This window comes from Pseudomonas sp. 37 R 15 (assembly GCF_900004865.1).
In the GTDB taxonomy this organism is placed as follows: domain Bacteria; phylum Pseudomonadota; class Gammaproteobacteria; order Pseudomonadales; family Pseudomonadaceae; genus Aquipseudomonas; species Aquipseudomonas fluorescens_AM.
This window is the reverse complement of the sequence record NZ_CVTV01000049.1, coordinates 591,226-614,214: the sequence shown is the minus strand read 5'-3', so window position 1 is coordinate 614,214 and position 22,989 is coordinate 591,226. Positions and strand designations below refer to the sequence as shown.

Here is a 22,989-nt window from a genome sequence, read left to right as displayed (position 1 = left end):
TGGATTAGCCCCTACAAAACCGGACACCAACTCCCCGTTAAATTGATGCTGCCGCCAAGCGCCTGAACTCCCTCGGTGAGCGATATTTCAAGGCGCTGTGTGGATGCTGCTCGTTGTAATGCTCGAAGGCAATTGCCAGGTTACGCAGCGCCGTTTCTCTATCTGGTTTGGGCATATGCGCCACGTAGTCACGCTTGATAGTCTTTACGAAGCTCTCGGCCATGCCGTTGCTTTGCGGGCTACGCACCGGTGTCGTTACCGGTTGCAAACCGATCTGCCGGGCAAATGCGCGCGTCTGTTCAGCGGTGTATGCCGAACCGTTGTCGCTTAACCACTGCACTGGCGTAGTCGGCAGTTGGTCACCAAAACGCTTCTCTACGCTTTCCAGCATCAAGTCGCGGATATCATCGCCACTGTACCCGGTCGGGCTCGCGACCCAGCCGATGGCTTCACGGTCACAGCAGTCCAGGGCGAAGGTCACGCTCAGTTTGGCGCCATCCTCGCATCGGAACTCAAAGCCGTCCGAGCACCAACGCGTATCGCTGGTTTTCACGGCAATACGGCCTTCGTGCCGACGCGGCACGCCGGGCTGTTTGATCCGGCGCTCAAGCAGCAGGTTGTGATCACGCATGACCCGGTAAACCCGCTTTACATTGATCGCAGGGAGTCGTTGCTTTTCTCGTGCACGGCGCAGTAATCCCCAGACGCGACGGTAGCCATAGCTGGGCAGCTCGCTGACCTGTTGCTGAATTTCGACTACCAACTCAGCGTCATTCACAGGCCTGCTTCGCCGTACTCTGGGCGATAGCGATTGCTTGATCCGAACCGTTAATTGCGAGCGCGCCACACCGAGACATTTGCTGACCAGCTTCACTGGTCGTCCCCCGGCAACAAGGGTGAGTGCGCAATCCATTTTCGCGACCGGGCGATCTCTACGGCCTCTTTTAGAACTTCGGCTTCCATCGTCTTCTTGCCCAGCATCCGCTGCAATTCGCGGATCTGCTTGAGCGCATCGGTCAGTTCCGACGCCGGTACAACGGCTTCGCCAGCACTGACCGCCGACAAGCTTCCGTCCTGGTAAAGCTTGCGCCACAGGAACAGCTGGTTGGCGTTGATGCCGTTGCGTCGGGCCACTACGGACACGCTTTGTCCCGGTTCAAGGCTCTCGCGAACCATTGCCAGTTTCTGGTCGGTGCTCCAGCGACGCCGGCGCTCCTGGCCGAGCAATTCGCCACCCTTATTATTGCTGTTAGTCATAAACATACCCGTTTGCCTATCCCTTATCTTAAGGGGGGAACGGTGTCCTGTCTTTCATGGGGCTCGTTCATCGTTCAATGCATTCTGTGCAATGGGCGGCAGGTGATACGAGTGCTCTGCCGAACGACGTGGTTTTTGTAGACGCCAGGTCTTGGCACCCGAGACTTCATCATAGGTAACCTTGTACCACTGGCCCTTTTCATGCAAAAAGTGCTGGCCGGGTTTTGCACCGTTTCCCGCTCGGGTGTAAATCCCCTTGCCTTCCCAACCCACCAACGGGGTAACGTCTTTAGGCACAGCCCTGAGTGCCCTATCAGAGGGTAAGCCCGCGTGCCCAGGCACCCCGCCCACACGCACCGGTGCAAACCCTATGGCGCCGTCCACCAGCGCACCGATCAGATGGCTGAAGGCCCTGACAAACTCATAGCTCGCCGCCACACTGTCGTCTTTTTGCAAGGCCTCAACAGCCTGGTTCAAGGCAAACGCGCTTCGTACAAGACCGATGACAAACGTGATTCGCACCGGCAAAACCGCCAAGGCCACCTCTACCACACCTTCGACAATGGTCCAGACGCTGCGGACATCCGCTTCATGAGTACTGGTTGAGTTACGGTTAGCCTTTTCGATGGCGTTGCGCGCCTCGATGTCATAGGCACGCTCAAACACATGGCGGGTAATGTTCAAATAGTCGAATTCGGTGTAGTAAATACCACTTGCCAGCTTCCTGCGTAACCTTGGCTGATAGGCACCTTCCATATTGTCGAACAGATAATCATGCCAGGCGCTGTTATTGATAAACCGCTCAAGCAACTGTGTGCTGCTCTCATACTCGTGAAATACCCGGCCACCCGGAGCCCGAGGGGTATAGACGACCTTGGAATGAATCGTTGAACTGGCAGAACGGAATACCAAAACGCCGCGCACCGCGATATCACGGATAACCAACGCCGATACAATGACTCCGTGCCCACCCACTGTGGCCCGCTGATCGGTCTGCGTGGGGTGATCAAGTACACTTTTGACCCAGTGGTAGCCGCGGTCCAGCGAATCAGGCGAATAGTCTCCGGCAATTTTCGCCTCAAGCGCATCGACCCTCAGTTGCTTTTCCATGACCCGCACAAAGTCTTTCTTTAAACTCTGCGCTTCGTGAGACGTCAACAAACGCGCTGTGAGAAACCCCTCGTAGGCGCTGCCAATATCCAGCTCACGCACCAAGTCTTTGACGTGCTGCGGGGTCAGTTCTGTATAAGGCTGGTTGTTCAGACTTAACCTGGATTTATCAACAAAGACCTGGTCGAAATACTCGACGTTCTCCACTGCCAATTCGGTCAGGGTCTTCGTTTGGACTTTATAGCGAGCCTGGCCTGTTTGAGGATTAGGCCTGGCACCTGAAAAATAAATGCCACCGGCAGGATTGGGCCGTCGAATGGTCACCCGGATGTCGTCCGGATCTGCATCAATGCCATATTGGATCTCGAGCACTTCCGACAGCCGTGTCCTGCTGTAATCCAATAGTGCTGTACGGTCACCAAACTGTGAAATAGAGGGCAAGCCGTCTGCGGCGCAAGCACTTTGCAGCACCTCCAGATAGTCACGCGTCGCTGCCGCCCACGCGGCTTTATCGGTTTCCGAGGCCGTCCTCAAAAACGCGTTAAGCTCTGCTTTTGACCGCTTGGTTTCCCGAGCCATCAACACGCCGCTCAAGCTGAACAACTTGCTCATGTCAGTCGTGAGATCCAGGCTGTCCGGTAATTGGCTCATGTCGGTCTGCACACCGCGCGCCTGGTACACGCCCACCATGAACATGAAGTCTTGAATCAACTTCTGATATTGAGACTCCACACTGGCGCTGAACACCGACTCCAGAATTTCCGTGTAGTCAAAGCAGTCCGCTTGCTGCACCTTGTTGCGAAGGGTCGTCGCACGTTCACCGTATCTGTCCGCCAGAAGTGCAAAAACACTCTCGAACTCATGATCCTTATTGAGCCGACGGTGAAGTTCCTTATCCAGAAGGGCCAATGAGGCGAATGCCTCCAGCCCTTGGTTGGGTGTGAACAACACGACAAAACCAACATTGGCATCGGTCTGGATCGGGCGAATGCTGGGGGGCGGGAGCGTCGCGGTAATATCTGACTCAGAATATGACGGGTCCCGAGAGGTCAGCACCAATGCGCCATGCAAGGGCATATTCGGCGACTGGCTGCCATCGTTGAGCGCCAATGCATAGGCAGCGGCCCTGTAAGGCCTGCCTTGACGGGCAGACGCATCGGAAAATGCCAGAAACTCTTCAACCAACAACACGCCACCCGAGTTCAGCGTTCCGTCCCCCCTGAGCAGCGTAGCCTCCACGCGTAGCTGATCCTCACGCCTTGAAATAACCTTTTGCTTGTAGGAGCGGGCGCTTCCCTCAAGCGTTTTATTCCAGAAGGTATCAAGATGAGCCTGGTAAGCAGTCTCCAGCGAAACTGCAACGTTATCGACAAAGGTGTCAAAGGCAGCCGGTGTCAGCGATGCGGGTAAATCTTTATCGTCCTCTTCTCCCCGACCGAAGCTGAAGGTAGTCAAGCGACTGGCAAACGATGCAGGCTGTTTATCTACGATTCTGCGCACCACCGCATCCAACACGCTGGGCAGCAGAACAACGCTGACGTCTGCTGGAATCACCACCTCGTCCTGAGTATGGCTGGTGATGAAAATTCGATTGGATTGCAGTGGTTTCTCGCTGGAGGTAAACGCAGCGTTAAACGAATGATTTACAAAGGACAAAAATGACGGTCGCTGCCTGAGCATTAGAAGCTCTTGGTCGATCCACTCGAGTCTTGTCCGATAGTGAGTCTGGTAATCGTTGTCCTGAGCCAATAGAAGACTGAGGGAGGGTGAAGATGACCGAGGTTGCATAGCTGAGCCTTAAGACCTAAAAACTCAGCGTGACATCGCGCCTCTTCCGGCAGGTGCTCTATATATAGCCTGGGGCAACCTCAGCATCTCTCACACCAAGAAACAATTAACTTCAAGGATAACCTTCAGCTTAACTGTTCCCGTGACGTGCGCGTCAGGGTGCGCTGTGACCTTTCTTCACGGCAAGATGCCATCACTGCGCTGGTAGTTACTGCACTACACACTTTTTTCAACGCAAAACGCGCACCTTTTTTGTGCGGTGTTTTCTTATGCTGCCCTTTCCTGGATCAGAATCCACGGTGAAACCACCACCGCCCACAAGCTCGGATCACGTTCAACCAGGTCCAATGCCCGCGTCGCAGACACTTCGCCAAGGCTCCCCGCAGCCAGCCAGGCAGCGACTTTGTCGCGGTTGTCTTCGGCCATTCCCTCGGCCGCTTCGATCAAATCAAGGCCGGCGTCGACCCACAATAGGGCACCCTTGGCAAAGAACGGCTCGAGCTCTTTCCAGGAAATTTCCGCGGTTTCCCCGAGCAGCTTGGCATAGAGGGTGCTAGGTTCTTGCGTCATGGGAGTTCACCTGAGTAAAAAATCGGCGCAATCATAGCCCCGTAACTCAGGCAGAAAAACCCAGTAGCAAATGAGCTGGCGATTGAAAGTGTCGGAAAAGCCACGGAATGCTTGAAAGGCTGGCATGACCCCGCCGCAATTCTGTCTTTTTCTTTCATTTAAGCGACACAACTCGGTTTTGCCCCCGGCAGCCAGCTTTTCAAGCGATCAACCGGCGCTCTACACTGTACCGGTACAGTTGCCGGGGCAATGCCGGGGGGATATCCGCGATATCTGATCCGGTTCTGCAGCTCACAAGGCCGCTAGAACTATAAAAAATACAACAGTAAGAGTGGAGCACTATGAATAAGGCTACTAAGCAGATTTCCAAACTGTTTGCCGCTATGGTCCTGGCTGGGGTTGCCGGCCATTCGTTCGCAGCCGATACCATCAAGATCGGTATCGCAGGTCCCAAGACCGGTCCTGTAACGCAATACGGCGACATGCAATTCATGGGTGCCAAGCAGGCCATCGCCGACATCAACGCCAAGGGCGGCGTAGACGGCAAAATGCTTGAAGCCAAGGAATACGATGACGCTTGCGATCCGAAACAGGCCGTTGCCGTAGCCAACAAAGTGGTCAACGACGGCGTCAAGTTCGTGGTCGGTCACCTCTGCTCCAGCTCCACTCAGCCAGCGTCGGATATCTATGAAGACGAAGGCGTGATCATGATTACCCCGGCCGCCACCAGCCCGGAAATCACCGCCCGTGGCTACAAACTGATCTTCCGCACCATCGGCCTGGACAGCGCACAAGGCCCGGCGGCCGGCAACTACATCGCCGACCACGTGAAGCCGAAGACCGTGGCCGTACTGCACGACAAGCAGCAATACGGTGAAGGCATCGCCACCGCGGTCAAACAGACCCTGGAGAAGAAAGGCACCAAGGTTGCCGTCTTCGAAGGCCTGAACGCCGGTGACAAGGACTTCTCCTCGATCATCCAGAAACTCAAGCAAGCCAACGTCGACTTCGTCTACTACGGTGGCTACCACCCTGAGCTGGGCCTGATCCTGCGCCAGGCCAAGGAAAAAGGCCTGAACGCCAAGTTCATGGGCCCTGAAGGCGTCGGCAACGACTCCATCTCGCAAATCGCCCAGGGCGCTTCCGAAGGCCTGCTGGTGACCCTGCCGAAATCCTTCGACACCGACCCTGCCAACAAAGCCATCGTTGAAGAGTTTGCCAAGAACAAGCAGGACCCGACCGGTCCGTTCGTGTTCCCGGCCTACTCGGCCATCGAAGTGATCGCCGGCGGTATCAAGGCCGCCAAAAGCGAAGACACCACCAAGGTGGCCGAAGCCATCCACGCCGGTACCTTCAAGACCCCTACCGGCGACCTGAGCTTCGACGCCAAGGGCGACCTGAAGGACTTCAAGTTCGTGGTCTACGAATGGCACTTCGGCAAACCAAAAACCGAAGTTTCCCCTCAGTAAGCCAGGCATTACTGGTCAACAAGCCCACTGTTCAAGCAGTGGGCTTTGTTTTACGAGGTTTATGGGCCATGGCACCCGCGATCCGGGCGCTGGCTCACCTGAAAATCTTAAAACCGTCACCAGCGGTTCGCTGGCACGCTTTGTGCAAACTGGTCACAGAACAGGGCACCGAGCCGGAAATGACTCCACCAGTGAAATGCGTATCGGGTTTTTAGGAGCGCTGTAATGCCTGAGATCTATCATTTTTTCCAACAGCTGGTTAATGGCCTGACCATTGGCAGCACCTATGCCTTGATAGCCATTGGCTACACAATGGTCTACGGCATCATTGGAATGATCAACTTCGCCCATGGCGAGGTGTACATGATTGGTTCCTACGTGGCCTTCATCGCCCTCGCCGGGCTGGCCATGATGGGTATCCACTCCCTGCCGCTGTTGATGACCGCTGCGTTCCTTGCGTCGATCGTCGTGACCAGTGCCTATGGCTACAGTATCGAGCGTGTTGCCTACCGCCCCTTGCGTGGCAGCAACCGGTTGATCCCGCTGATTTCCGCCATCGGCATGTCGATTTTCCTGCAGAACACCGTATTGCTGTCCCAGGACTCCAAGGACAAATCCATTCCCAACCTGATTCCGGGGAGCATTTCCTTCGGCCCCGGTGGTGCGCAGGAAGTGCTGATCTCCTACATGCAGATCCTGGTCTTCATCGTCACCCTGGTGGCCATGCTCGGCCTCACGCTGTTCATTTCCCGCTCCCGCCTGGGGCGCGCCTGCCGGGCCTGCGCCGAAGACATCAAGATGGCCAACCTGCTGGGCATCAACACCAACAACATCATCGCCCTGACCTTCGTGATCGGTGCTGCGCTGGCGGCGGTCGCTGCCGTGCTACTGAGCATGCAGTACGGCGTGATCAACCCCAACGCCGGTTTCCTGGTAGGCCTCAAGGCCTTTACCGCGGCGGTACTGGGCGGCATCGGCAGCATTCCGGGCGCCATGCTCGGCGGGCTGGTGCTGGGCGTGGCCGAAGCCTTCGGTGCCGATATCTTCGGTGACCAGTACAAGGACGTCGTGGCATTCGGCTTGTTGGTTCTGGTGTTGTTGTTCCGTCCGACCGGCATCCTGGGCCGTCCGGAGGTTGAGAAAGTATGAGCAGATATCTTAAATCGGCGTTTTTCAGCGCCTTGCTGGTATGGGCCGTGGCCTTTCCGGTACTCGGCCTCAAGCTGAGCATTGTCGGCATCAACCTGGAAGTGCATGGCACCGGGCCGCTGACGTTGAGCATCATCGCGGTGTGTTCGGTTCTGATGTTTTTGCGGGTACTGTTTACCCACCAGCTTGGTGGGTTATTCAAACGCAATCGTGGTCCGTTGGTTTCACCCAAGGTCAGCCAATTCCTGACCCTCCCGCGTACACAGCGTTACATCATCATCGCCCTGATCGCCGCCGCCCTTGTATGGCCGTTTTTTGGCTCCCGAGGTGCGGTGGATATCGGTATCTTGATCCTGATTTACGTGATGCTTGGGCTGGGGTTGAACATTGTGGTGGGCCTGGCGGGGTTGCTCGACCTGGGTTACGTAGGCTTTTACGCTGTTGGCGCTTATACCTACGCACTGCTGTCGCACTACCTCGGCTGGGGCTTCTGGATCTGCCTGCCAATTGCCGGAATGATGGCTGCCACCTTCGGTTTCCTTCTGGGTTTCCCAGTGTTGCGACTGCGCGGCGACTACCTGGCAATCGTGACGCTCGGCTTCGGGGAAATAATTCGTCTGTTTCTTCGCAACCTGACCGACCTCACCGGTGGGCCGAACGGCATAAGCAACATTCCCAAGCCAACGTTTTTCGGTCTTCCGCTCGATAAAACTGCGCCTGATGGCGGACAGACGTTTCATGAGTACTTCGGTTTGGTTTACAGCGGATCTGACAAGATAGTGTTTCTCTATCTGATTGCGCTGTTGCTGGTGCTTGCGACCTTGTTCGTGATCAATCGCTTACTGCGCATGCCGATCGGCCGAGCCTGGGAAGCATTACGTGAGGACGAAATAGCCTGCCGGGCGCTGGGTATGAACCCGACAGTAATCAAACTCTCGGCATTCACCCTCGGGGCGACATTCGCCGGTTTTGCCGGCAGCTTCTTTGCTGCACGTCAGGGGCTGGTTACACCTGAGTCGTTTACCTTCCTCGAGTCAGCAATCATTTTGGCGATTGTCGTATTGGGCGGAATGGGTTCACAACTGGGCGTTATTCTGGCTGCCGTGGTAATGACGTTGCTCCCGGAACTGATGCGCGACTTCAGTGAATACCGCATGTTGATGTTCGGCGCCCTCATGGTGCTGATGATGATCTGGCGCCCTCAAGGCCTGCTGCCCATGCAACGTCCACACATGGAGCTGCGCAAATGAGCCGCGAGATCCTGAAAGTCGAAAATCTGAGCATGCGCTTCGGCGGATTGCTGGCGGTCAATGGCGTTGCCCTGACCGTCAAGGAGAAACAGGTTGTGGCGCTGATCGGCCCGAACGGCGCCGGCAAGACCACGGTGTTCAACTGCCTCACCGGTTTCTACAAGCCGAGCGGCGGCAATATCCTGCTGGACGGTCAGCCGATCCAGGGCCTGGCCGGTCACGAGATTGCCCGCAAGGGTGTGGTGCGCACCTTCCAGAACGTGCGTTTGTTCAAGGACATGACGGCGGTCGAGAACCTGCTGATCGCCCAGCATCGTCACCTGAACACCAACTTCTTCGCAGGCCTGTTCAAGACCCCGGCGTTCCGCAAGAGCGAGCGCGAGGCCATGGAGTACGCGGAATACTGGCTGGACAAGGTCAACCTCACCGAGTTCGCCAACCGTCCGGCCGGCACCCTCGCCTACGGCCAGCAACGTCGCCTGGAAATCGCCCGCTGCATGATGACCCGCCCGCGGATCCTGATGCTCGACGAACCGGCGGCCGGCCTGAACCCCAAGGAAACCGAAGACCTGAAGGCGCTGATCGGCGTGTTGCGTGAGGAAAACAACGCCACCGTGCTGTTGATCGAACACGACATGAAACTGGTCATGAGCATTTCCGACCATATCGTGGTGATCAATCAGGGCACGCCGCTGGCCGACGGGACGCCGGAGCAGATCCGCGACAATCCCGAAGTGATCAAAGCCTATCTGGGGGAAGCGTAAAATGCTGCAATTCGAAAACGTTTCCACTTTCTACGGCAAGATCCAGGCCCTGCACAGCGTCAACGTGGAAGTGCGCCAGGGTGAGATCGTGACCCTGATCGGCGCCAACGGTGCCGGCAAGTCCACCCTGCTGATGACCCTGTGCGGGTCGCCCCAGGCCCACAGCGGCAGCATCCGCTACATGGGTGAAGAACTGGTGGGCAAGCACTCCGCCGAAATCATGCGCAAGAGCATTGCGGTGGTACCGGAAGGCCGTCGCGTGTTCTCGCGCCTGACCGTGGAAGAGAACCTGGCCATGGGCGGGTTCTTTACCGACAAGGGCGATTATCAGGAACAGATGGACAAGGTGTTGCACCTGTTCCCGCGTCTCAAGGAACGCTTCAGCCAGCGTGGCGGCACCATGTCCGGCGGCGAGCAGCAAATGCTCGCCATCGGCCGCGCATTGATGAGCAAGCCCAAGCTGTTGCTTCTGGACGAGCCCTCCCTGGGCCTGGCACCGATCATCATCCAGCAGATCTTCGACATCATCGAACAACTGCGCAAGGACGGAGTGACCGTGTTCCTGGTGGAACAGAACGCCAACCAGGCACTGAAAATCGCCGACCGCGCCTATGTGCTGGAGAACGGCCGGGTGGTGATGCAGGGCACTGGCGAGCAGCTGCTGACGGATCCGAAGGTGCGGGAGGCGTACCTGGGCGGCTAAGACCCGGTTACTGAGTAAACTGGATCTAAACGTGGGAGGGGGCTTGCCCCCGATAGCGGTATATCAGTCACATGTCCTGTGCCTGACACACTGTCATCGGGAGCAAGCCCCCTCCCACATTTTGTTTTGCGTAACGTGAAAAAATTCCGACTGATCTTGTAACGAACCCCTCCCCTCTCTCTCTAGTGGTGCAAGCAGGCAATCGAGCCTGCTCTTTCAACCCACTGCTGGAGACACACCATGACCACCAAACTGTCCGCCGCCACCCTCGTCCTGGCCCTCGGTTCGGCCCTGAGCCTGTCTGCCCTGACCACCACCGCCCATGCCGCCGACGACATGCAGAAATGCTTCGGCGTCGCCGAGGCCGGCAAGAACGATTGCGCCGCAGGCGCCGGTACTTCATGCGCCGGTACCTCTAAAACCAAAGACCAGGCCAACGCCTGGAAACTGGTCCCAGCCGGTACCTGCCTCAAAACCCCAAGCACCACCTCGCCGACCGGTTTCGGTCAGGAAGCAGCCTTTACCGCCAAGTCCTGAATCCCGAAAACCCTGAGGACTGATGATGACGCTTTCACTCTCTCCCACGGTCTCACCAGCTCAGGTGCCCGGCCTCCCCCACAGGGCCGGGCTGGGGCTGAAGACCGAGCACCTCCAGGAAGTGCTTGAGACCCGCCCCGACATCGGTTTCTTTGAAGTGCACGCCGAAAACTACATGGTTGCCGGCGGGCCTTTCCACCACCACCTGGGCTTGATCCGCGAACGCTACCCACTCGGTGAGCCCGACGGTACTGGTGGAAGCCATGGACAGCTACGCCCCGTATTTCCGTGGGTTCAAACCGGTGGCCGGCGCCGAAGTGGCTTTAGCCTACGCGAAAAGTGTCGAGGGCTTGCAGACCGGTCAGACCTTTATCGTGGGCTGAGTTTCAGCGTTGTAAGAATCGCCTGAAGCTGGGCTGCGGGCTTGTGATGCGGCGCGAGCCTGCGTAACGTGACGGCACTTGTCTGGAGACCGAAAATGCGTGCCGCCTCGACCCTTACCTTGCTAGCCCTGTTCCCCTTGTTCGCCGCGTGCCAGATGTTCGACAGCGAGCCGGCCAAGCTGTCTACCGCCGGGCTGACCCGCATGCAGGGCGAATTGACAGCGGTTGACGGCAAGCTGCTGTTCCAGCCCTGCGGCGACCAGCGCAACTACGTGGTCAACGATACCGCCGGTACCAGCATCCTGCAGGAAGCCGCCTCCCTGGCGGGCCAGCAAGGCACGTTGTTCGCCGACTTGCGTGGCAAGTTCTCCGGCGTCGCCAGCGGCACCCAGGGCTCGGTGGACCTGCAACAGCTGTACCGCGTCGAGCGCTCGACATCGGCCTGCAACGATGCGGACTTCAAACGCATGATCCTGCGGGCAAACGGCCATAAGCCGGCCTGGGCGATGAGCGTCACGGCCAAGGGCATGGTGCTGGAGCGCGAAGGCCAACCCCCACTGGCGGTGCCTTATGTTGAAGAGCAACTGGGTGATGGGCGCTTCAACCTGATGACCGACGCCAATAACCAGCACATCGAATTGTGGGTCGCCCCGCAGCGCTGCGTCGACAGCGTAAGCGGCAGCCTGCAACACATGAGCGCCGAATTGCGTGTCAACGGCCAGGTACAGCGTGGTTGCGCGGCATTTGGCGGCTCGCGGGACGACTGATTGTCACCCGCACTGTTTTAACCTGACGGAAAAACCCTATTGGGGCTTATAATCGCCGGTTTGCAAAACAGCCGGCTTCTTGCCCGCCGCCTACCGGATCCTGTCATGTTACGAATCACCGAACTCAAGCTGCCCATCGACCATCCCGAAGAAGACCTGCGGCCTGCCATCGTGCAGCGCCTGGGCATCGCCAGTGATGACCTGCTCGATTTCACCCTGTTCAAGCGCAGCTATGATGCCCGCAAGAAGTCCTCGGAACTGTGCTTCATCTACACCGTCGACCTCAATGTGAAGAACGAAGCCGCCCTGCTGCTCAAGTTTGCCGATGATCGCAACGTCAATCCGGCGCCGGATGTCAGCTACCACGTGGTGGGCAAGGCACCGCAAGGCCTGGTCGAACGGCCGGTGGTGGTCGGTTTCGGCCCCTGCGGAATCTTCGCCGGGTTGCTGCTGGCACAGATGGGTTTCAAGCCGATCATCCTCGAGCGTGGCAAGGAAGTGCGCCAACGCACCAAGGACACCTGGGGCCTGTGGCGCAAAAGCGTGCTCAACCCCGAGTCCAACGTGCAGTTCGGCGAAGGCGGCGCCGGGACCTTCTCCGACGGCAAGTTGTACAGCCAGATCAAGGACCCGAAATTCCACGGGCGCAAGGTGCTGCACGAGTTCGTCAAGGCCGGCGCGCCGGAGGAGATTCTGTATGTCAGCAAACCGCATATCGGCACGTTCCGCCTGACCGGCGTGGTGGAAAACATGCGCCAGCAGATCATCGCCCTGGGCGGTGAAGTACGCTTCGAGCAACGGGTCACCGACGTACTGATCGAAGATGGCCAGTTGAATGGCGTAGTCCTCGATGGCGGCGAGCACATCCTTTCCAGGCACGTGATCCTTGCCCTGGGCCACAGTGCCCGCGACACCTTCCGCATGCTTCACAGCCGTGGCGTGTACATGGAAGCCAAGCCGTTTTCGGTGGGGTTCCGGATCGAGCACCCGCAATCGTTGATCGACGCCGCACGCCTGGGTAAATATGCCGGGCACCCGAAACTCGGTGCCGCCGATTACAAGTTGGTGCATCACGCCAAAAACGGTCGCTCGGTCTACAGCTTCTGCATGTGCCCCGGCGGCACCGTAGTGGCAGCGACGTCGGAGCCCAATCGCGTCGTGACCAACGGCATGAGCCAATATTCGCGTAATGAGCGCAACGCCAACTCAGGCATCGTGGTCGGCATCACGCCCGAGGTTGACTACCCGGGCGGGCCGCTCGCCGGTATCGAACTGCAGGAGCGCCTGGAGTCGCATGCTTACGTGCTCGGCGGCAGTAATTACGAGGCCCCGGCGCAGTTGGTCGGCGATTTCATCGCAGGCAGACCGTCCACGGCCATCGGCAGCGTGGAACCGTCCTATAAGCCGGGGGTATCGCTGGGTGACCTGGCCCTGGCCCTGCCGGACTTCGCCATCGAAGCCATCCGCGAAGCCTTGCCGGCATTCGAGAAGCAGATCAAAGGCTATTCGCTGCACGATGCGGTCTTGACCGGTATCGAGACGCGCACCTCATCGCCGCTGCGAATTACCCGTAACGAATCGATGCAGAGCCTGAATGTGAAAGGCTTGTTTCCAGCCGGTGAAGGCGCGGGTTATGCCGGGGGCATCCTCTCGGCAGGCGTCGATGGCATTCGGATTGCCGAGGCCCTGGCGCGGGACATGCTGGGCATCGAAGCCTGAGAACGCTGTTGTAAACCTGCGGGAGGGGGCTTGCCCCCTCCCACATTTGGTTTGCGGTGTGTCAGATATTGGCGCGCAGGATGCTGTCCGGCAGTGACTCACCCTGCTCGACACTTGCCGCAACGGCCGCGATCAACCCTTGCAAGTCATACCCCTGCCCCGCCAGCCACGCCGGATCATAGTAAGTCGTGGCATAGCGCTCTCCCCCATCACATAGAATCGCCACGATCGACCCCGACTCCCCCGCCGCTTTCATCTGTTGCGCAGCCACCAGGGCACCGATCAGGTTCGTCCCGCTGGAGCCTCCCACTCGCCGCCCCAACCGCTCGGCCAGGTAATGCATGGCCGCCAGGGACAGCGCGTCCGGCACCTTGACCATCGCATCGATCACAGCAGGCAAAAACGAGGCTTCGACCCGTGGCCGACCGATACCTTCGATCCGCGAACCACAGTCCAGGCGCAGGCTGGCGTCGCCGCTCAGGTAATAATCGAAAAACACCGAACGTTCGGCATCGGCACACAGCACGCGGGTGCGATGCTGGCGATAGCGCACATAGCGTCCCAGGGTCGCGGTAGTGCCGCCGGTACCCGGACTGGAAATCAGCCAACTGGGCTCCGGGTGCTGCTCGAAGCGCAACTGCTGGAAGATCGACTCGGCGATGTTGTTGTTCGCGCGCCAGTCGGTGGCGCGCTCGGCGTAGGTGAACTGGTCCATGAAGTGGCCGCCGCTTTCCTGCGCCAGCCGTTCGGACTCGGCATAGATCTGCGTAGGGTCCTGCACCAGGTGGCTCTTGCCGCCATAAAAGGCAATCTGGGCGATCTTTTCCTGGGAGGTGGTGGCGGGCATCACGGCAATGAACGGCAGGCCGAGCAGGCGCGCGAAATAGGCTTCGGAGATGGCCGTCGAACCGCTGGAAGCCTCGATCACAGGTGCACCCGGCTTCAGCCAGCCGTTGCACAACGCGTACAGGAACAGGGAACGCGCCAGCCGGTGCTTCAGGCTGCCGGTCGGGTGGCTGGACTCATCCTTGAAATACAACTCGATACCCGGCAAGCCCGGCAATGGCAACGGGATCAGGTGGGTGTCGGCGCTGCGCTGGAAATCCGCTTCAATGATACGAATGGCTTCGCGGGCCCAGGGACGGTGGTCGCTCATGACGAGGCTTCTCTAAGGATTTGGGCCTGATATTAGGGGGTTTCCTACACTGCACACAGATACAGTAACGACTCAATTGGACACACAATTGCTAGGCTTAGACGCAACGCCAGCTCTACCCGACGCTTATAACAAATAAGAATATAACTTTTGTTTTAACAACTAACGGTACGGGTTAGGGTACCCACCTATTGAACCTGGATTGGAGAGCATCCCTTGCCTCTGCGTAGCACTTTCACCCGTTTCTTCCAGCTGGAGGCCGCCAGCGGCCTGTTGCTGATCGCGGCTGCCGCCTTGGCGCTGATTATCAACAACTCACCGTTGTCACACCTGTACGGCGCCTTTCTCGACACGCCCGTGGTGGCCCAGGTTGGCGCGCTGCAAATCGCCAAGCCCGCCTTGCTCTGGATCAATGATGGCCTGATGGCGTTGTTCTTCCTGCTGATCGGCCTCGAAGTCAAACGCGAGCTGCTCGACGGTCACCTGTCCAAACCGTCGCAGGTCGTCCTTCCGGGTGCGGCGGCTATCGGCGGCATGGTCGTACCCGCGCTCATCTACTGGGCATTGAACAAGGACAACCCTGCGGCCCTCGCCGGATGGGCAATCCCGATGGCCACGGATATCGCCTTTGCGCTGGGCGTCCTGGCACTGCTGGGCAAACGCGTGCCGGTGTCGCTGAAACTGTTCCTGATGACCCTGGCAATCATTGACGACCTGGGCGCCATTATCGTCATTGCGCTGTTCTATTCCGCCGACCTGTCCGGGGCTTCCCTGGCAGGCGCAGCGGCATGCTTGATCGCGTTGATTGCGATGAACCGCCTGGGTGTGGTCAAGCTCGGGCCGTATATGATCATCGGCCTGATCCTGTGGGTGTGCGTGCTCAAGAGCGGCGTGCACGCCACCCTGGCCGGGGTGACCCTGGCGTTCTGCATTCCACTGCGCACCCGGAACGCCGAAACCTCGCCCCTGCTGACCCTGGAACATGCCCTGCACCCGTGGGTGGCCTACGCCATCCTGCCGCTGTTCGCGTTTGCCAACGCCGGGGTGTCCCTCACCGGCGTCAGCCTCGAAAGCTTTACCCACCCTGTGCCCATGGGCATCGCCGCCGGCCTGTTGATCGGCAAGACCATCGGTGTGTTCGGCCTGACCTGGCTGGCCATCAAGACCGGTATTGCCTCACTGCCCAGCGGCGCGAACTGGGGCCAGGTGCTGGGGGTAGCGATTCTCTGTGGTATCGGCTTTACCATGAGCCTGTTTGTCGGCTCACTGGCCTTCGTACCGGGCGTCAGCGAGTTTGCCGGCGAAGATCGCATGGGGATTCTGACCGGTTCGATAGTGGCGGCGTGTATCGGTTATGCGGTGACGGCGCTGGCGAGTCGCAAGAAAGCCGTCATTTCCTAGTTGAGGCGATAGCCAAACACCAAAAAGCCGCCTCGAACTGAATCGAGGCGGCTCCGCTTCTCAGACCTTACAGATCATCGAAACTGTCCCGCAGGAATACCCATACGAGATAAACACGCAGGGCATTCACTACGAGGTTCCACGTACGTCGTGCAAACTTAGACATACTCGGCCCTCCAAGCGTTGGGCCTTACCTCCAGCGCACTTACCGGAACATGTGAGCCTTCGGGTGCACGTCAGTGCTCCTGTGAGGCGGGCCGGGTTTATGGTCCCCGTGCATCAATCCGGCACGGATTACTAGCCCGTGGTAGTCGGTCCAAAATTTGCGCGCGAACCCGGCCAACCTACTTCACGAAGAGCGCAGAACGACGGCGATACTAGGCCAACTGTCGCGCCAAGGTGTGACAGACAAAAGCTGATTACACTATGGAGTTGTTGCTCGTTTTTGCAGATTAAAATCTACAAAAAAGATCATTACATCAATGAGAACCACTGATCCTCAAGCCTTGCTCTGCGCGCTGAAAAAGCAGTAGTATCGTGAACACGTCAGTGCTCCCGTGAGACCGCAAGCCCGTGCCAAAGTGGGCTTGCAATAAAAAACCGCCCTACTAAGGCGGTTTTTTATTATGTGCGATTAAGTTTTTTCTAAACGACAAGCTCATGGCCTATTAAACAAAAAACCCCAACCCGTCACCCGGTTGGGGTTTTTCTTTGCCTTTCGCTGACCGCTTAGCGGGTAACGCGGCTGGTACCGTCAACCGTCATGATGCGTACGCGGTCGCCAATGCGGAAAATTTCATTTTCCTGCACGGCTTGTACGTAGGCGCGCATGCTGCCGTCGTCTTCGCGAACGGTGATTTCCACGCCCTGGGTGCGGGTCAGGCCTTCTTCGGTGGCCGAACCCAGCAGGCCGCCGGCTACCGCGCCGATCACAGCGGTGACGATACTGCCACGACCGCCGCCGATGGCGCTGCCGCCAACGCCGCCGATGACTGCACCGGCAGCGCCGCCGATTGGGGTTTTGGTGCCTTCGATTTTCACCGGACGCAGGGATTCGATAGTGCCCATGCGAACGGTCTGTACACGACGCGCCTCGTCACGGGAGTAGGAGTCGCCGGTCAGACTCGAGGCGCAGCCACCCAACAGCAAGGACAGGGTAGTAAAGCAGGCAACTAGTAAAACGGACTTACGCATAGCATCAACTCCAAAGGACAGGTATTCATTAAACGCTGCGGCTTGGCGCCTGTCACGGCAAGCCAGGCAGAAAAGTGCTTTCATTCAGCCTGAGTACAGACTTCCGACACCACAAGATTCGACGAACGGTTGCTAAGCCGCACCATGCCATAGCCTGGTTGATCAGTGTAGCCATACAGCCGAAAACGCCGAAATCTCGTACATAAAGACTTCGGCGCGCAGGGCATGATTCAGATGGAATGACGAAAGGAGACGCTCAAGGCGCAAGACGCGCGCGCGTCCATTGGCCCGCTTGCAGCCGATAGTCGAGACGATCATGCAGGCGACTGGCGCGGCCTTGCCAGAACTCGATGCGCTCCGGCAGCAAACGATAGCCTCCCCAATGCTCGGGGCAATCGGGCTGGGTGTCGCTGAAACGTTGTTCAGTCGCCTTGAGCAGTTGCTGCAGTTCTTCGCGATCACGAATGACCTGGCTCTGCGGCGATGCCCACGCACCCAGGCGGCTGCCCAGGGGGCGCACCTGATAATAAGCATCCGACTCTTCAGGCGTGACCTTGACCACGCGCCCTTCAATACGCACCTGGCGCTCGAGGGTCGGCCAGAAAAAAGTCATGGCCGCGAACGGCCGCGCCGCCAGTTGCTCACCCTTGGCGCTCTGATAGTTGGTAAAGAAGGTAAAGCCCTGTGCATCCAGGCCTTTGAGCAACAGGATGCGACAGTGCGGCCGACCGTCCTGGTCGACCGTCGCCAGGGTCATGGCATTGGCCTCCACCGGTGCCTGCTCGGTTTTCACCGCATCGGCGAACCATTGGTGGAACAAGGCAAACGGCTCGTCCGGGGCCTGGGCCTCGCTCAAACCGTCCCGTGTGTAGTCACGGCGCATATCGGCCAGTGCCTGGGTCATGCGGCTTTATCCTTGTGGTTCAACGGATCAGTTTTTCGCCTGGTCGTTGCTTGCCGGTGCAGCAGCCTTGGCTTTGGCCGGAGCCGGTTTCTTCGCAGCCGGTTTGGCCGGAGCCTTTTTAGCGGCTGACTTGGCGGCTGGCTTGGCGGCAGCTTTCTTGGCCGGTGCTTTTTTCGCTGGAGCTTTTGCCGCCGGGGCCGGTGCGGGAACGTCCTGCACGGCAACCATTTCAGCCACAGGCGGGGTCTTGCCCGAGTTGTACTGGCTCAGCAGCGCCAACATAGTTGAACGCTGAGTGAACATGATTTCCATGCGACGATTCAGCGCACGGCCCTGGGAACTGTCATTGGCGGCGCGCGGCATCAGGTCGCCCATGCCACGCAGCATCAGGCGATCCTGCTTCAAACCGCTGAGGCTGAAAATCGAAGCGATCGACTGCGCACGTTCCTTGCTCAGCGCCTGGCTGGCCGGAGCGCTGCCGGTAGCATCAACGTGGCCCAGAACCAGTACGGCGGTCTTTGGGTCCGCTTCAACGGCCTTGGCAACGCGCGTGAACGGGCCCAGGGTCACCGGCAGCAGCATCGCCGGGCGTTTCGGGTTGTATGAACCGTCTACCGGGGCGATCACCACCAGTACGTTGTCGCGACGTTCCAATTGCAGGTTGCTGTCCTTGATCGCGGCGCGCAGGCGCGGCTCGTAATCGTCCAGCCAGGCCTGGGTGATTTTCGGATCGGGCATCTGCACGTTGGTCACATCGACCTTGGCCAGTGGCTTGGGCTTGGTATCGAACGGCCACCACCAATGGGCTTCGGTGTCGGTCTTGGCCACGGGAGCCGGGGTGGCGGCCTGGAGGTCCGCTTTCAGATCGGCCTTGGCCTCGGCGGCCTTTTCGTCGGCGCTCTTGGCGGCGAATGGCCACCAGTTGAAACCGGTGTCGCTCTTGGCTGCCGGAGCAGGCGCCGCGGCGACAGGCGCAACAGGCTTGGCATCGGCAGCAGGCTTGGCATCCGGTTTGGCGTCGGTCTGGGTCACTGCGTCCTTGGTAGCAGCCTTATCTGATCCAAATGACCACCAGTGCCCACCTTCGGCATCATTTTGTGGAGTTTGTGCACAGCCAGTAATAGTGAGGCACAGCGCCAGTGCCAAGGACTTGTTCGATAACATGAGATATCCACAAAATGAGAAAAAACCAAGGGGCCAAATGCCCCGTTAACCAGACGCTTAAAGAACATTGAAGTTACATCATTGCGTTCAGCGTCTTCTTATACGTGTCTTTGTAACAAAAAATTGTGAAACAGCAAGGGATTTATAGACAACCGGCCAATATTCCGACCAACTTCTGAGCCCGTGGGTCCATAAGTACATAGGGCCCCAGGGTATTAGTCACAAAACCGAAGGCTACATCATGCTCAGGGTCGGCAAACCCTACCGAGCCCCCTGCCCCGGGATGCCCGAATGCGCGCGGGCCAAGGCCGAACGTAGCATTGGGCACCTGCGGTTGATCCAACATGCAACCCAGGCCGAAACGGGTTTGGGTCAATAAGGTTTTATCCGCTCCGATACTGTGTTCACGGGTCAATTGTTCGAGCATCTCGCTTTCCAGCAAACTACCATCCAATAAACCACTATAAAACCCGGCCAGGCTGCGTGCATTACCGTGACCATTTGCCGCGGGTTGCTGCATACGCCGCCATTCGGGTTTATTAGTGCTGGTCAGAATAGACGGCGGATTGGCAAATGCACGCGTAGTCATCGCCGTGGGTTCACGCATCATTACTTGAAGTAACCGTTGTGCCGCGGCATCGCCCATATTGCCTTTGCTGCGGGCTATATGGGCGACACGGTAAAACTCTTCGTCCGCCAGGCCCACGTGGAAATCCAGCCCCAACGGCCGCGCCACCCGCGCCACGATAGACTCGCCAGGCCCGCGCCCATCGGCACGGCGCAACAGTTCACCGACCAGCCAGCCATAGGTGATTGCCTCGTAGCCATGGCCCTGGCCGGGTGTCCACCACGGCGCTTCAGCCGCCAGGGTATCGACCATCAGCTGCCAGTCGTACAAGGCTTCGGTGGGCAGCATCTCGCGGATCGCCGGCAGCCCGGCCTGATGGCAGAGCAACTGGCGCAAGGTAATGGACGCTTTGCCCGCCGCGGCAAATTCCGGCCAGTAATCGGCCACGGGCGCATCCAGCTTCAGTTTGCCTTCGGCCACCAGTTGCAGGGCGGTGACCGCAGTGAAGGTCTTGGTGCAGGAGAACAGATTGACGATCGTGTCACTGTGCCAGGCTTCGGCGCCGTCCTTATCGGCGGTACCGGCCCACAGATCGACAACCGTCTCGCCGCCGATCTGGATGCAAAGCCCGGCACCGCGCTCCTGAGGGTCATCGAACAATGCGGCAAACGCTTCACGTACCGCTTCGAACTGGAGCTCGTAATGACCCTGAATCTGCACCGGAACGACCTCAAGAAAACTGCATGAAAAGTGGCCGACATTGTTCCAGCCATTGTAGGATTTGTGAACCCGTCAACGACGAATCAATGACCATTTCCGGAGTGCCCGCCAGCATGCCCGGCGCCCTGGCCGGCATCTTTGCCCGCCTGGCCCGAGCGGCCGCCTTCGCTCTCACGGGCCGCACCGGTCGCCCTGGCTTTTTCAGCCTCCTTACCCAACTGGTCGACCGCCGCGAGATTGCTTTTACGCACGCTGTCGACAAACCCCTGAAAGGGCACATCAGTCATGCCCACCAGGCCGAAATGGCCGTTTTCACCGTCCAGCAGGCGTCCGGTCACGGGCTGGTCAAGGTACTGGAACCAGTGCACGCCGACAATCGACGGCTCCGCCATGGCTTGCTTGAGGAAGGCGGCATAGGCCGCGCCCCGCTCTTCTTCACGGGCCAACTGCGTCACACCGCCCCAGAACGGGCCACGGTCGGTCGAGCCAAAGTTGAATTCGGTGATCAATACCGGTTTGTCGAGTGCGCGCAGGGCGGCGAAGTCATAACCGTCCTGGGGCTTGAGGGTATACATATTGAAGCTCAGCACATCGCAATACTGTGCACACGACGCCACGGCTTCGGGGGTGCTCACGGCATAACGCCCGCCCAGCAGCAGTTGGTTGGGGGCGTGCCATTTCAGCGAGTCGGAGATGGTCTTGAAGTAGGTATCGGCAAAAGTCTTCTGGAAATACTTGAAGTCGGCCTCGATTTCAGGGTGTTCCGGGTCAGGCATCGGCGGCTCGAAGCCGGGGTCTTCCATCAGTTCCCAACCGGCCAGATGGATGCCCCAGGCTTTCGACAGACCGTCTTCATTGCGGTACTTGTCGCGCAGTTGCTTGAGGAAAGCACGCTTGGCCGGTACGTCGGTGGTCATGCGCAAGGTGCCGTAGGCCAGGGCATAGCGCGATTTTGCGTCGTCGCCAGGGCCGGCCCAGGCCAGTTCGTTGTCGGCGAAGAAGCCGATCAGCCATGGGTCGTCGCGATGATCGCGAGCGGCGATGGCCACGGCGCGCTCAGTGGCCATGGCGAAGCGTGGGTCGAACGGGTCGGGCATGCCGCCCCACCAGTCGGTGCCGGTGCTGATGCTGGCGTAGTCACCCACAATCGACAGCGGCAAGGTGTAAGGCACACGGTCGGCCTTGGCCAGGTCCGGCTCGCTCCAGTTGCCCACGGTGTTGAAGCCCCAGGCTTGCAGACGGTCGAGGGTATGGGTCACCCAGCGTTTCTGATCGAAGCCGTCACCGCCGTAGGTGCGCTGCAGGTTGGCGCCATAAAAATCATACCAGCGCCCCGCGCCGAAACCGCGACCCTCGCCCGCGCCGTTACCGGTACGGTTGTCGCCACGGCCGTAATACTTGTCGAAGGGTTCACCGGCCTTGGGCAGCGCCGCAAACATCCACTCCCGCCCCGCCACGTAGGTCTGGCTGTTGTCCGCAGCCACGGTATTGACGCCCAGCGAGTAGAACGGATGGCCCTGCGGCGTGACCAGATACCAGCGACCGTCGCGCTTTTCAGTGCGGAAGAAGCCGCTGGCGTCGAACGCCGGGCCTTTGTTCCAGCCGCCGTACTGATCCAGGGCGGATTTGTCACGCTCGGCAAGCCATCCCTTCAGTTGTTGCTGCTCCTTGGCGGCTGCGGCCTTGAGCTGTTCGTCGTTGCTGACTTTTTCTGGCCAGCGCGCGCGGGTGGACTGACCGTAAGCGTCCACCAGTTCGCTGTAGGCGGCCTTCATCACCGGTTCGCTGTCCTGCACGCCAAAGCGCTCCAGCAGGATGCTTTGGGCGGCATTGGGTTTGATCATCGACAGCGTCACCGACACCACTTGGCTGCGGTCGACTTCCCCGGCGCTGGCGGCCAGCAAGACACGCTGGCCGTCCATGGTCATCGGCATCGGCGGGCCGGCCTTCATGCCCTGGCTCAGCGGCGAGTTGGCTTGCAGTGGCACCAGCAAGGTCTGGGCCGGGCCGGCCGGCAAGTCGATGCGGCTGACCAGAGTCCTGCCGTCGGCACTTTGTACTTTTACGTAAAGGGTCAACGCCCAATTCATGGCGCTCTGGATGCGCAGGCTCATGGCACCCGATTGCGACCAGTCCCACACGCCGGTTTGCGGGCTGAGCACCAGGCTCGGCTCGGCCGCCGGGTTGAAGGTGATGCGGCGCAGCACCTCGCCCTCCGGGGTTTGTTCGGCGTTGTATTGCGGCAGGCTGGCGTCCTGAGTCGCCACCTTGACCACATCGGCGGGCCGGACGAAGTTGAACAGCGTTTGTTGCCCGGCCGGCGCGGCCATCAAGGGCGCGGCGAACAGCAGGGCAAAAAGAGCGGGCAGCGTGCGAATCATACGAACAAGGTTCTCCCAGACGGCCGGTGAATGGC

The 22,989-nt window shown here is 59.1% G+C and carries 18 protein-coding genes and 2 pseudogenes; 11 read left to right on the top strand and 9 right to left on the bottom strand.

All coding sequences use genetic code 11. The features are described 5' to 3' along the window. Positions 1 to 37 precede the first annotated feature (37 nt). From BFQ04_RS28710 to BFQ04_RS18150, 3 genes are all read right to left on the bottom strand, one after another. Positions 38 to 1,257 (bottom strand): IS3 family transposase gene (locus BFQ04_RS28710; RefSeq protein WP_371914492.1). Its coding sequence is split into 2 segments (ribosomal slippage): positions 38 to 912 and positions 912 to 1,257, totalling 1,221 coding nucleotides; the frame shifts between segments, so codons are not numbered across the junction. 54 nt (positions 1,258 to 1,311) lie between these two features. Beyond that, a complete protein-coding gene (locus BFQ04_RS18155) occupies positions 1,312 to 4,047 on the bottom strand; it encodes a dermonecrotic toxin domain-containing protein (RefSeq protein ID WP_065951984.1) in 2,736 nt (911 codons plus the stop codon). Between the two features lie 375 nt (positions 4,048 to 4,422). Then, complete coding sequence (locus BFQ04_RS18150; protein WP_017530446.1) at positions 4,423 to 4,725, bottom strand: DUF2288 domain-containing protein; 303 nt, start codon at positions 4,723 to 4,725, stop codon at positions 4,423 to 4,425. A gap of 341 nt (positions 4,726 to 5,066) precedes the next feature. Between BFQ04_RS18150 and BFQ04_RS18145 the strand changes: the two genes are divergently transcribed. From BFQ04_RS18145 to BFQ04_RS18105, 10 genes and pseudogenes are all read left to right on the top strand, one after another. Further along, positions 5,067 to 6,194, top strand: coding sequence for a branched-chain amino acid ABC transporter substrate-binding protein (locus tag BFQ04_RS18145; protein ID WP_065951983.1), 1,128 nt, complete (start codon positions 5,067 to 5,069; stop codon positions 6,192 to 6,194). 225 nt (positions 6,195 to 6,419) lie between these two features. Next, positions 6,420 to 7,343, top strand: a complete 924-nt coding sequence (gene livH / locus BFQ04_RS18140) for a high-affinity branched-chain amino acid ABC transporter permease LivH (protein ID WP_065951982.1) — start codon at positions 6,420 to 6,422, stop codon at positions 7,341 to 7,343. Next, complete coding sequence (locus BFQ04_RS18135) at positions 7,340 to 8,593, top strand: high-affinity branched-chain amino acid ABC transporter permease LivM (RefSeq protein WP_065886144.1); 1,254 nt, start codon at positions 7,340 to 7,342, stop codon at positions 8,591 to 8,593. Before livH ends, BFQ04_RS18135 begins: the two co-directional genes overlap by 4 nt. Next, complete coding sequence (gene livG / locus BFQ04_RS18130) at positions 8,590 to 9,357, top strand: high-affinity branched-chain amino acid ABC transporter ATP-binding protein LivG (RefSeq protein WP_065893410.1); 768 nt, start codon at positions 8,590 to 8,592, stop codon at positions 9,355 to 9,357. Before BFQ04_RS18135 ends, livG begins: the two co-directional genes overlap by 4 nt. 1 nt (position 9,358) lies before the next feature. Continuing rightward, entirely contained in the window at positions 9,359 to 10,060 is a 702-nt protein-coding gene (locus tag BFQ04_RS18125) for an ABC transporter ATP-binding protein (RefSeq protein ID WP_065932826.1), read from the top strand. 240 nt (positions 10,061 to 10,300) lie between these two features. Continuing rightward, a complete protein-coding gene (locus BFQ04_RS18120; RefSeq protein ID WP_065932827.1) occupies positions 10,301 to 10,597 on the top strand; it encodes a BufA1 family periplasmic bufferin-type metallophore in 297 nt (98 codons plus the stop codon). Between the two features lie 22 nt (positions 10,598 to 10,619). After that, a pseudogene (locus BFQ04_RS28705) lies at positions 10,620 to 10,832 on the top strand (DUF692 family multinuclear iron-containing protein); the annotation flags it as partial. Then, positions 10,828 to 10,980, top strand: a pseudogene (locus tag BFQ04_RS28700) (short chain dehydrogenase); the annotation flags it as partial. The pseudogenes BFQ04_RS28705 and BFQ04_RS28700, both read left to right, overlap by 5 nt. 95 nt (positions 10,981 to 11,075) lie before the next feature. Then, positions 11,076 to 11,747: a COG3650 family protein gene (locus tag BFQ04_RS18110; RefSeq protein WP_065951980.1), complete on the top strand. Its 672-nt coding sequence runs from the start codon at positions 11,076 to 11,078 to the stop codon at positions 11,745 to 11,747. A 105-nt stretch (positions 11,748 to 11,852) separates the two neighbouring features. Continuing rightward, entirely contained in the window at positions 11,853 to 13,466 is a 1,614-nt protein-coding gene (locus tag BFQ04_RS18105) for an NAD(P)/FAD-dependent oxidoreductase (RefSeq protein WP_065951979.1), read from the top strand. Between the two features lie 61 nt (positions 13,467 to 13,527). Here BFQ04_RS18105 and BFQ04_RS18100 read toward each other — a convergent pair whose 3' ends face one another. Next, positions 13,528 to 14,622, bottom strand: coding sequence for a PLP-dependent cysteine synthase family protein (locus BFQ04_RS18100; RefSeq protein ID WP_065951978.1), 1,095 nt, complete (start codon positions 14,620 to 14,622; stop codon positions 13,528 to 13,530). 216 nt (positions 14,623 to 14,838) lie between these two features. Between BFQ04_RS18100 and nhaA the strand changes: the two genes are divergently transcribed. Beyond that, on the top strand, positions 14,839 to 16,023 hold the full coding sequence (gene nhaA, locus BFQ04_RS18095) for a Na+/H+ antiporter NhaA (protein WP_065951977.1): 1,185 nt from the start codon (positions 14,839 to 14,841) through the stop codon (positions 16,021 to 16,023). Between the two features lie 729 nt (positions 16,024 to 16,752). Here the strand turns inward: nhaA and BFQ04_RS18090 are convergent. From BFQ04_RS18090 to BFQ04_RS18070, 5 genes are all read right to left on the bottom strand, one after another. Continuing rightward, positions 16,753 to 17,217 carry a glycine zipper 2TM domain-containing protein gene (locus tag BFQ04_RS18090; protein ID WP_003189251.1) on the bottom strand — a complete coding sequence of 155 codons (465 nt, stop codon included), beginning with the start codon at positions 17,215 to 17,217 and terminating at the stop codon, positions 16,753 to 16,755. A 256-nt stretch (positions 17,218 to 17,473) separates the two neighbouring features. Beyond that, on the bottom strand, positions 17,474 to 18,121 hold the full coding sequence (gene pdxH, locus BFQ04_RS18085) for a pyridoxamine 5'-phosphate oxidase (RefSeq protein ID WP_065951976.1): 648 nt from the start codon (positions 18,119 to 18,121) through the stop codon (positions 17,474 to 17,476). A 27-nt stretch (positions 18,122 to 18,148) separates the two neighbouring features. After that, positions 18,149 to 19,285 (bottom strand): OmpA family protein, encoded by a 1,137-nt coding sequence (locus BFQ04_RS18080; protein ID WP_065951975.1) that lies wholly within the window; start codon positions 19,283 to 19,285, stop codon positions 18,149 to 18,151. A 142-nt stretch (positions 19,286 to 19,427) separates the two neighbouring features. Further along, positions 19,428 to 20,573, bottom strand: a complete 1,146-nt coding sequence (locus BFQ04_RS18075; protein WP_065951974.1) for a serine hydrolase domain-containing protein — start codon at positions 20,571 to 20,573, stop codon at positions 19,428 to 19,430. Between the two features lie 83 nt (positions 20,574 to 20,656). Then, a complete protein-coding gene (locus BFQ04_RS18070; RefSeq protein WP_065951973.1) occupies positions 20,657 to 22,954 on the bottom strand; it encodes a beta-galactosidase in 2,298 nt (765 codons plus the stop codon). Positions 22,955 to 22,989: the final 35 nt, after the last annotated feature.

Coding starts and splice junctions, on each gene's coding strand:
- BFQ04_RS18155 (WP_065951984.1), bottom strand. CDS start 4,047: ATGCTCAGGCAGCGACCGTCATTTTTGTCCTTTGTAAATCATTCGTTT.
- BFQ04_RS18150 (WP_017530446.1), bottom strand. CDS start 4,725: ATGACGCAAGAACCTAGCACCCTCTATGCCAAGCTGCTCGGGGAAACC.
- BFQ04_RS18145 (WP_065951983.1), top strand. CDS start 5,067: ATGAATAAGGCTACTAAGCAGATTTCCAAACTGTTTGCCGCTATGGTC.
- livH (WP_065951982.1), top strand. CDS start 6,420: ATGCCTGAGATCTATCATTTTTTCCAACAGCTGGTTAATGGCCTGACC.
- BFQ04_RS18135 (WP_065886144.1), top strand. CDS start 7,340: ATGAGCAGATATCTTAAATCGGCGTTTTTCAGCGCCTTGCTGGTATGG.
- livG (WP_065893410.1), top strand. CDS start 8,590: ATGAGCCGCGAGATCCTGAAAGTCGAAAATCTGAGCATGCGCTTCGGC.
- BFQ04_RS18125 (WP_065932826.1), top strand. CDS start 9,359: ATGCTGCAATTCGAAAACGTTTCCACTTTCTACGGCAAGATCCAGGCC.
- BFQ04_RS18120 (WP_065932827.1), top strand. CDS start 10,301: ATGACCACCAAACTGTCCGCCGCCACCCTCGTCCTGGCCCTCGGTTCG.
- BFQ04_RS18110 (WP_065951980.1), top strand. CDS start 11,076: ATGCGTGCCGCCTCGACCCTTACCTTGCTAGCCCTGTTCCCCTTGTTC.
- BFQ04_RS18105 (WP_065951979.1), top strand. CDS start 11,853: ATGTTACGAATCACCGAACTCAAGCTGCCCATCGACCATCCCGAAGAA.
- BFQ04_RS18100 (WP_065951978.1), bottom strand. CDS start 14,622: ATGAGCGACCACCGTCCCTGGGCCCGCGAAGCCATTCGTATCATTGAA.
- BFQ04_RS18090 (WP_003189251.1), bottom strand. CDS start 17,217: ATGCGTAAGTCCGTTTTACTAGTTGCCTGCTTTACTACCCTGTCCTTG.
- pdxH (WP_065951976.1), bottom strand. CDS start 18,121: ATGACCCAGGCACTGGCCGATATGCGCCGTGACTACACACGGGACGGT.
- BFQ04_RS18080 (WP_065951975.1), bottom strand. CDS start 19,285: ATGTTATCGAACAAGTCCTTGGCACTGGCGCTGTGCCTCACTATTACT.
- BFQ04_RS18070 (WP_065951973.1), bottom strand. CDS start 22,954: ATGATTCGCACGCTGCCCGCTCTTTTTGCCCTGCTGTTCGCCGCGCCC.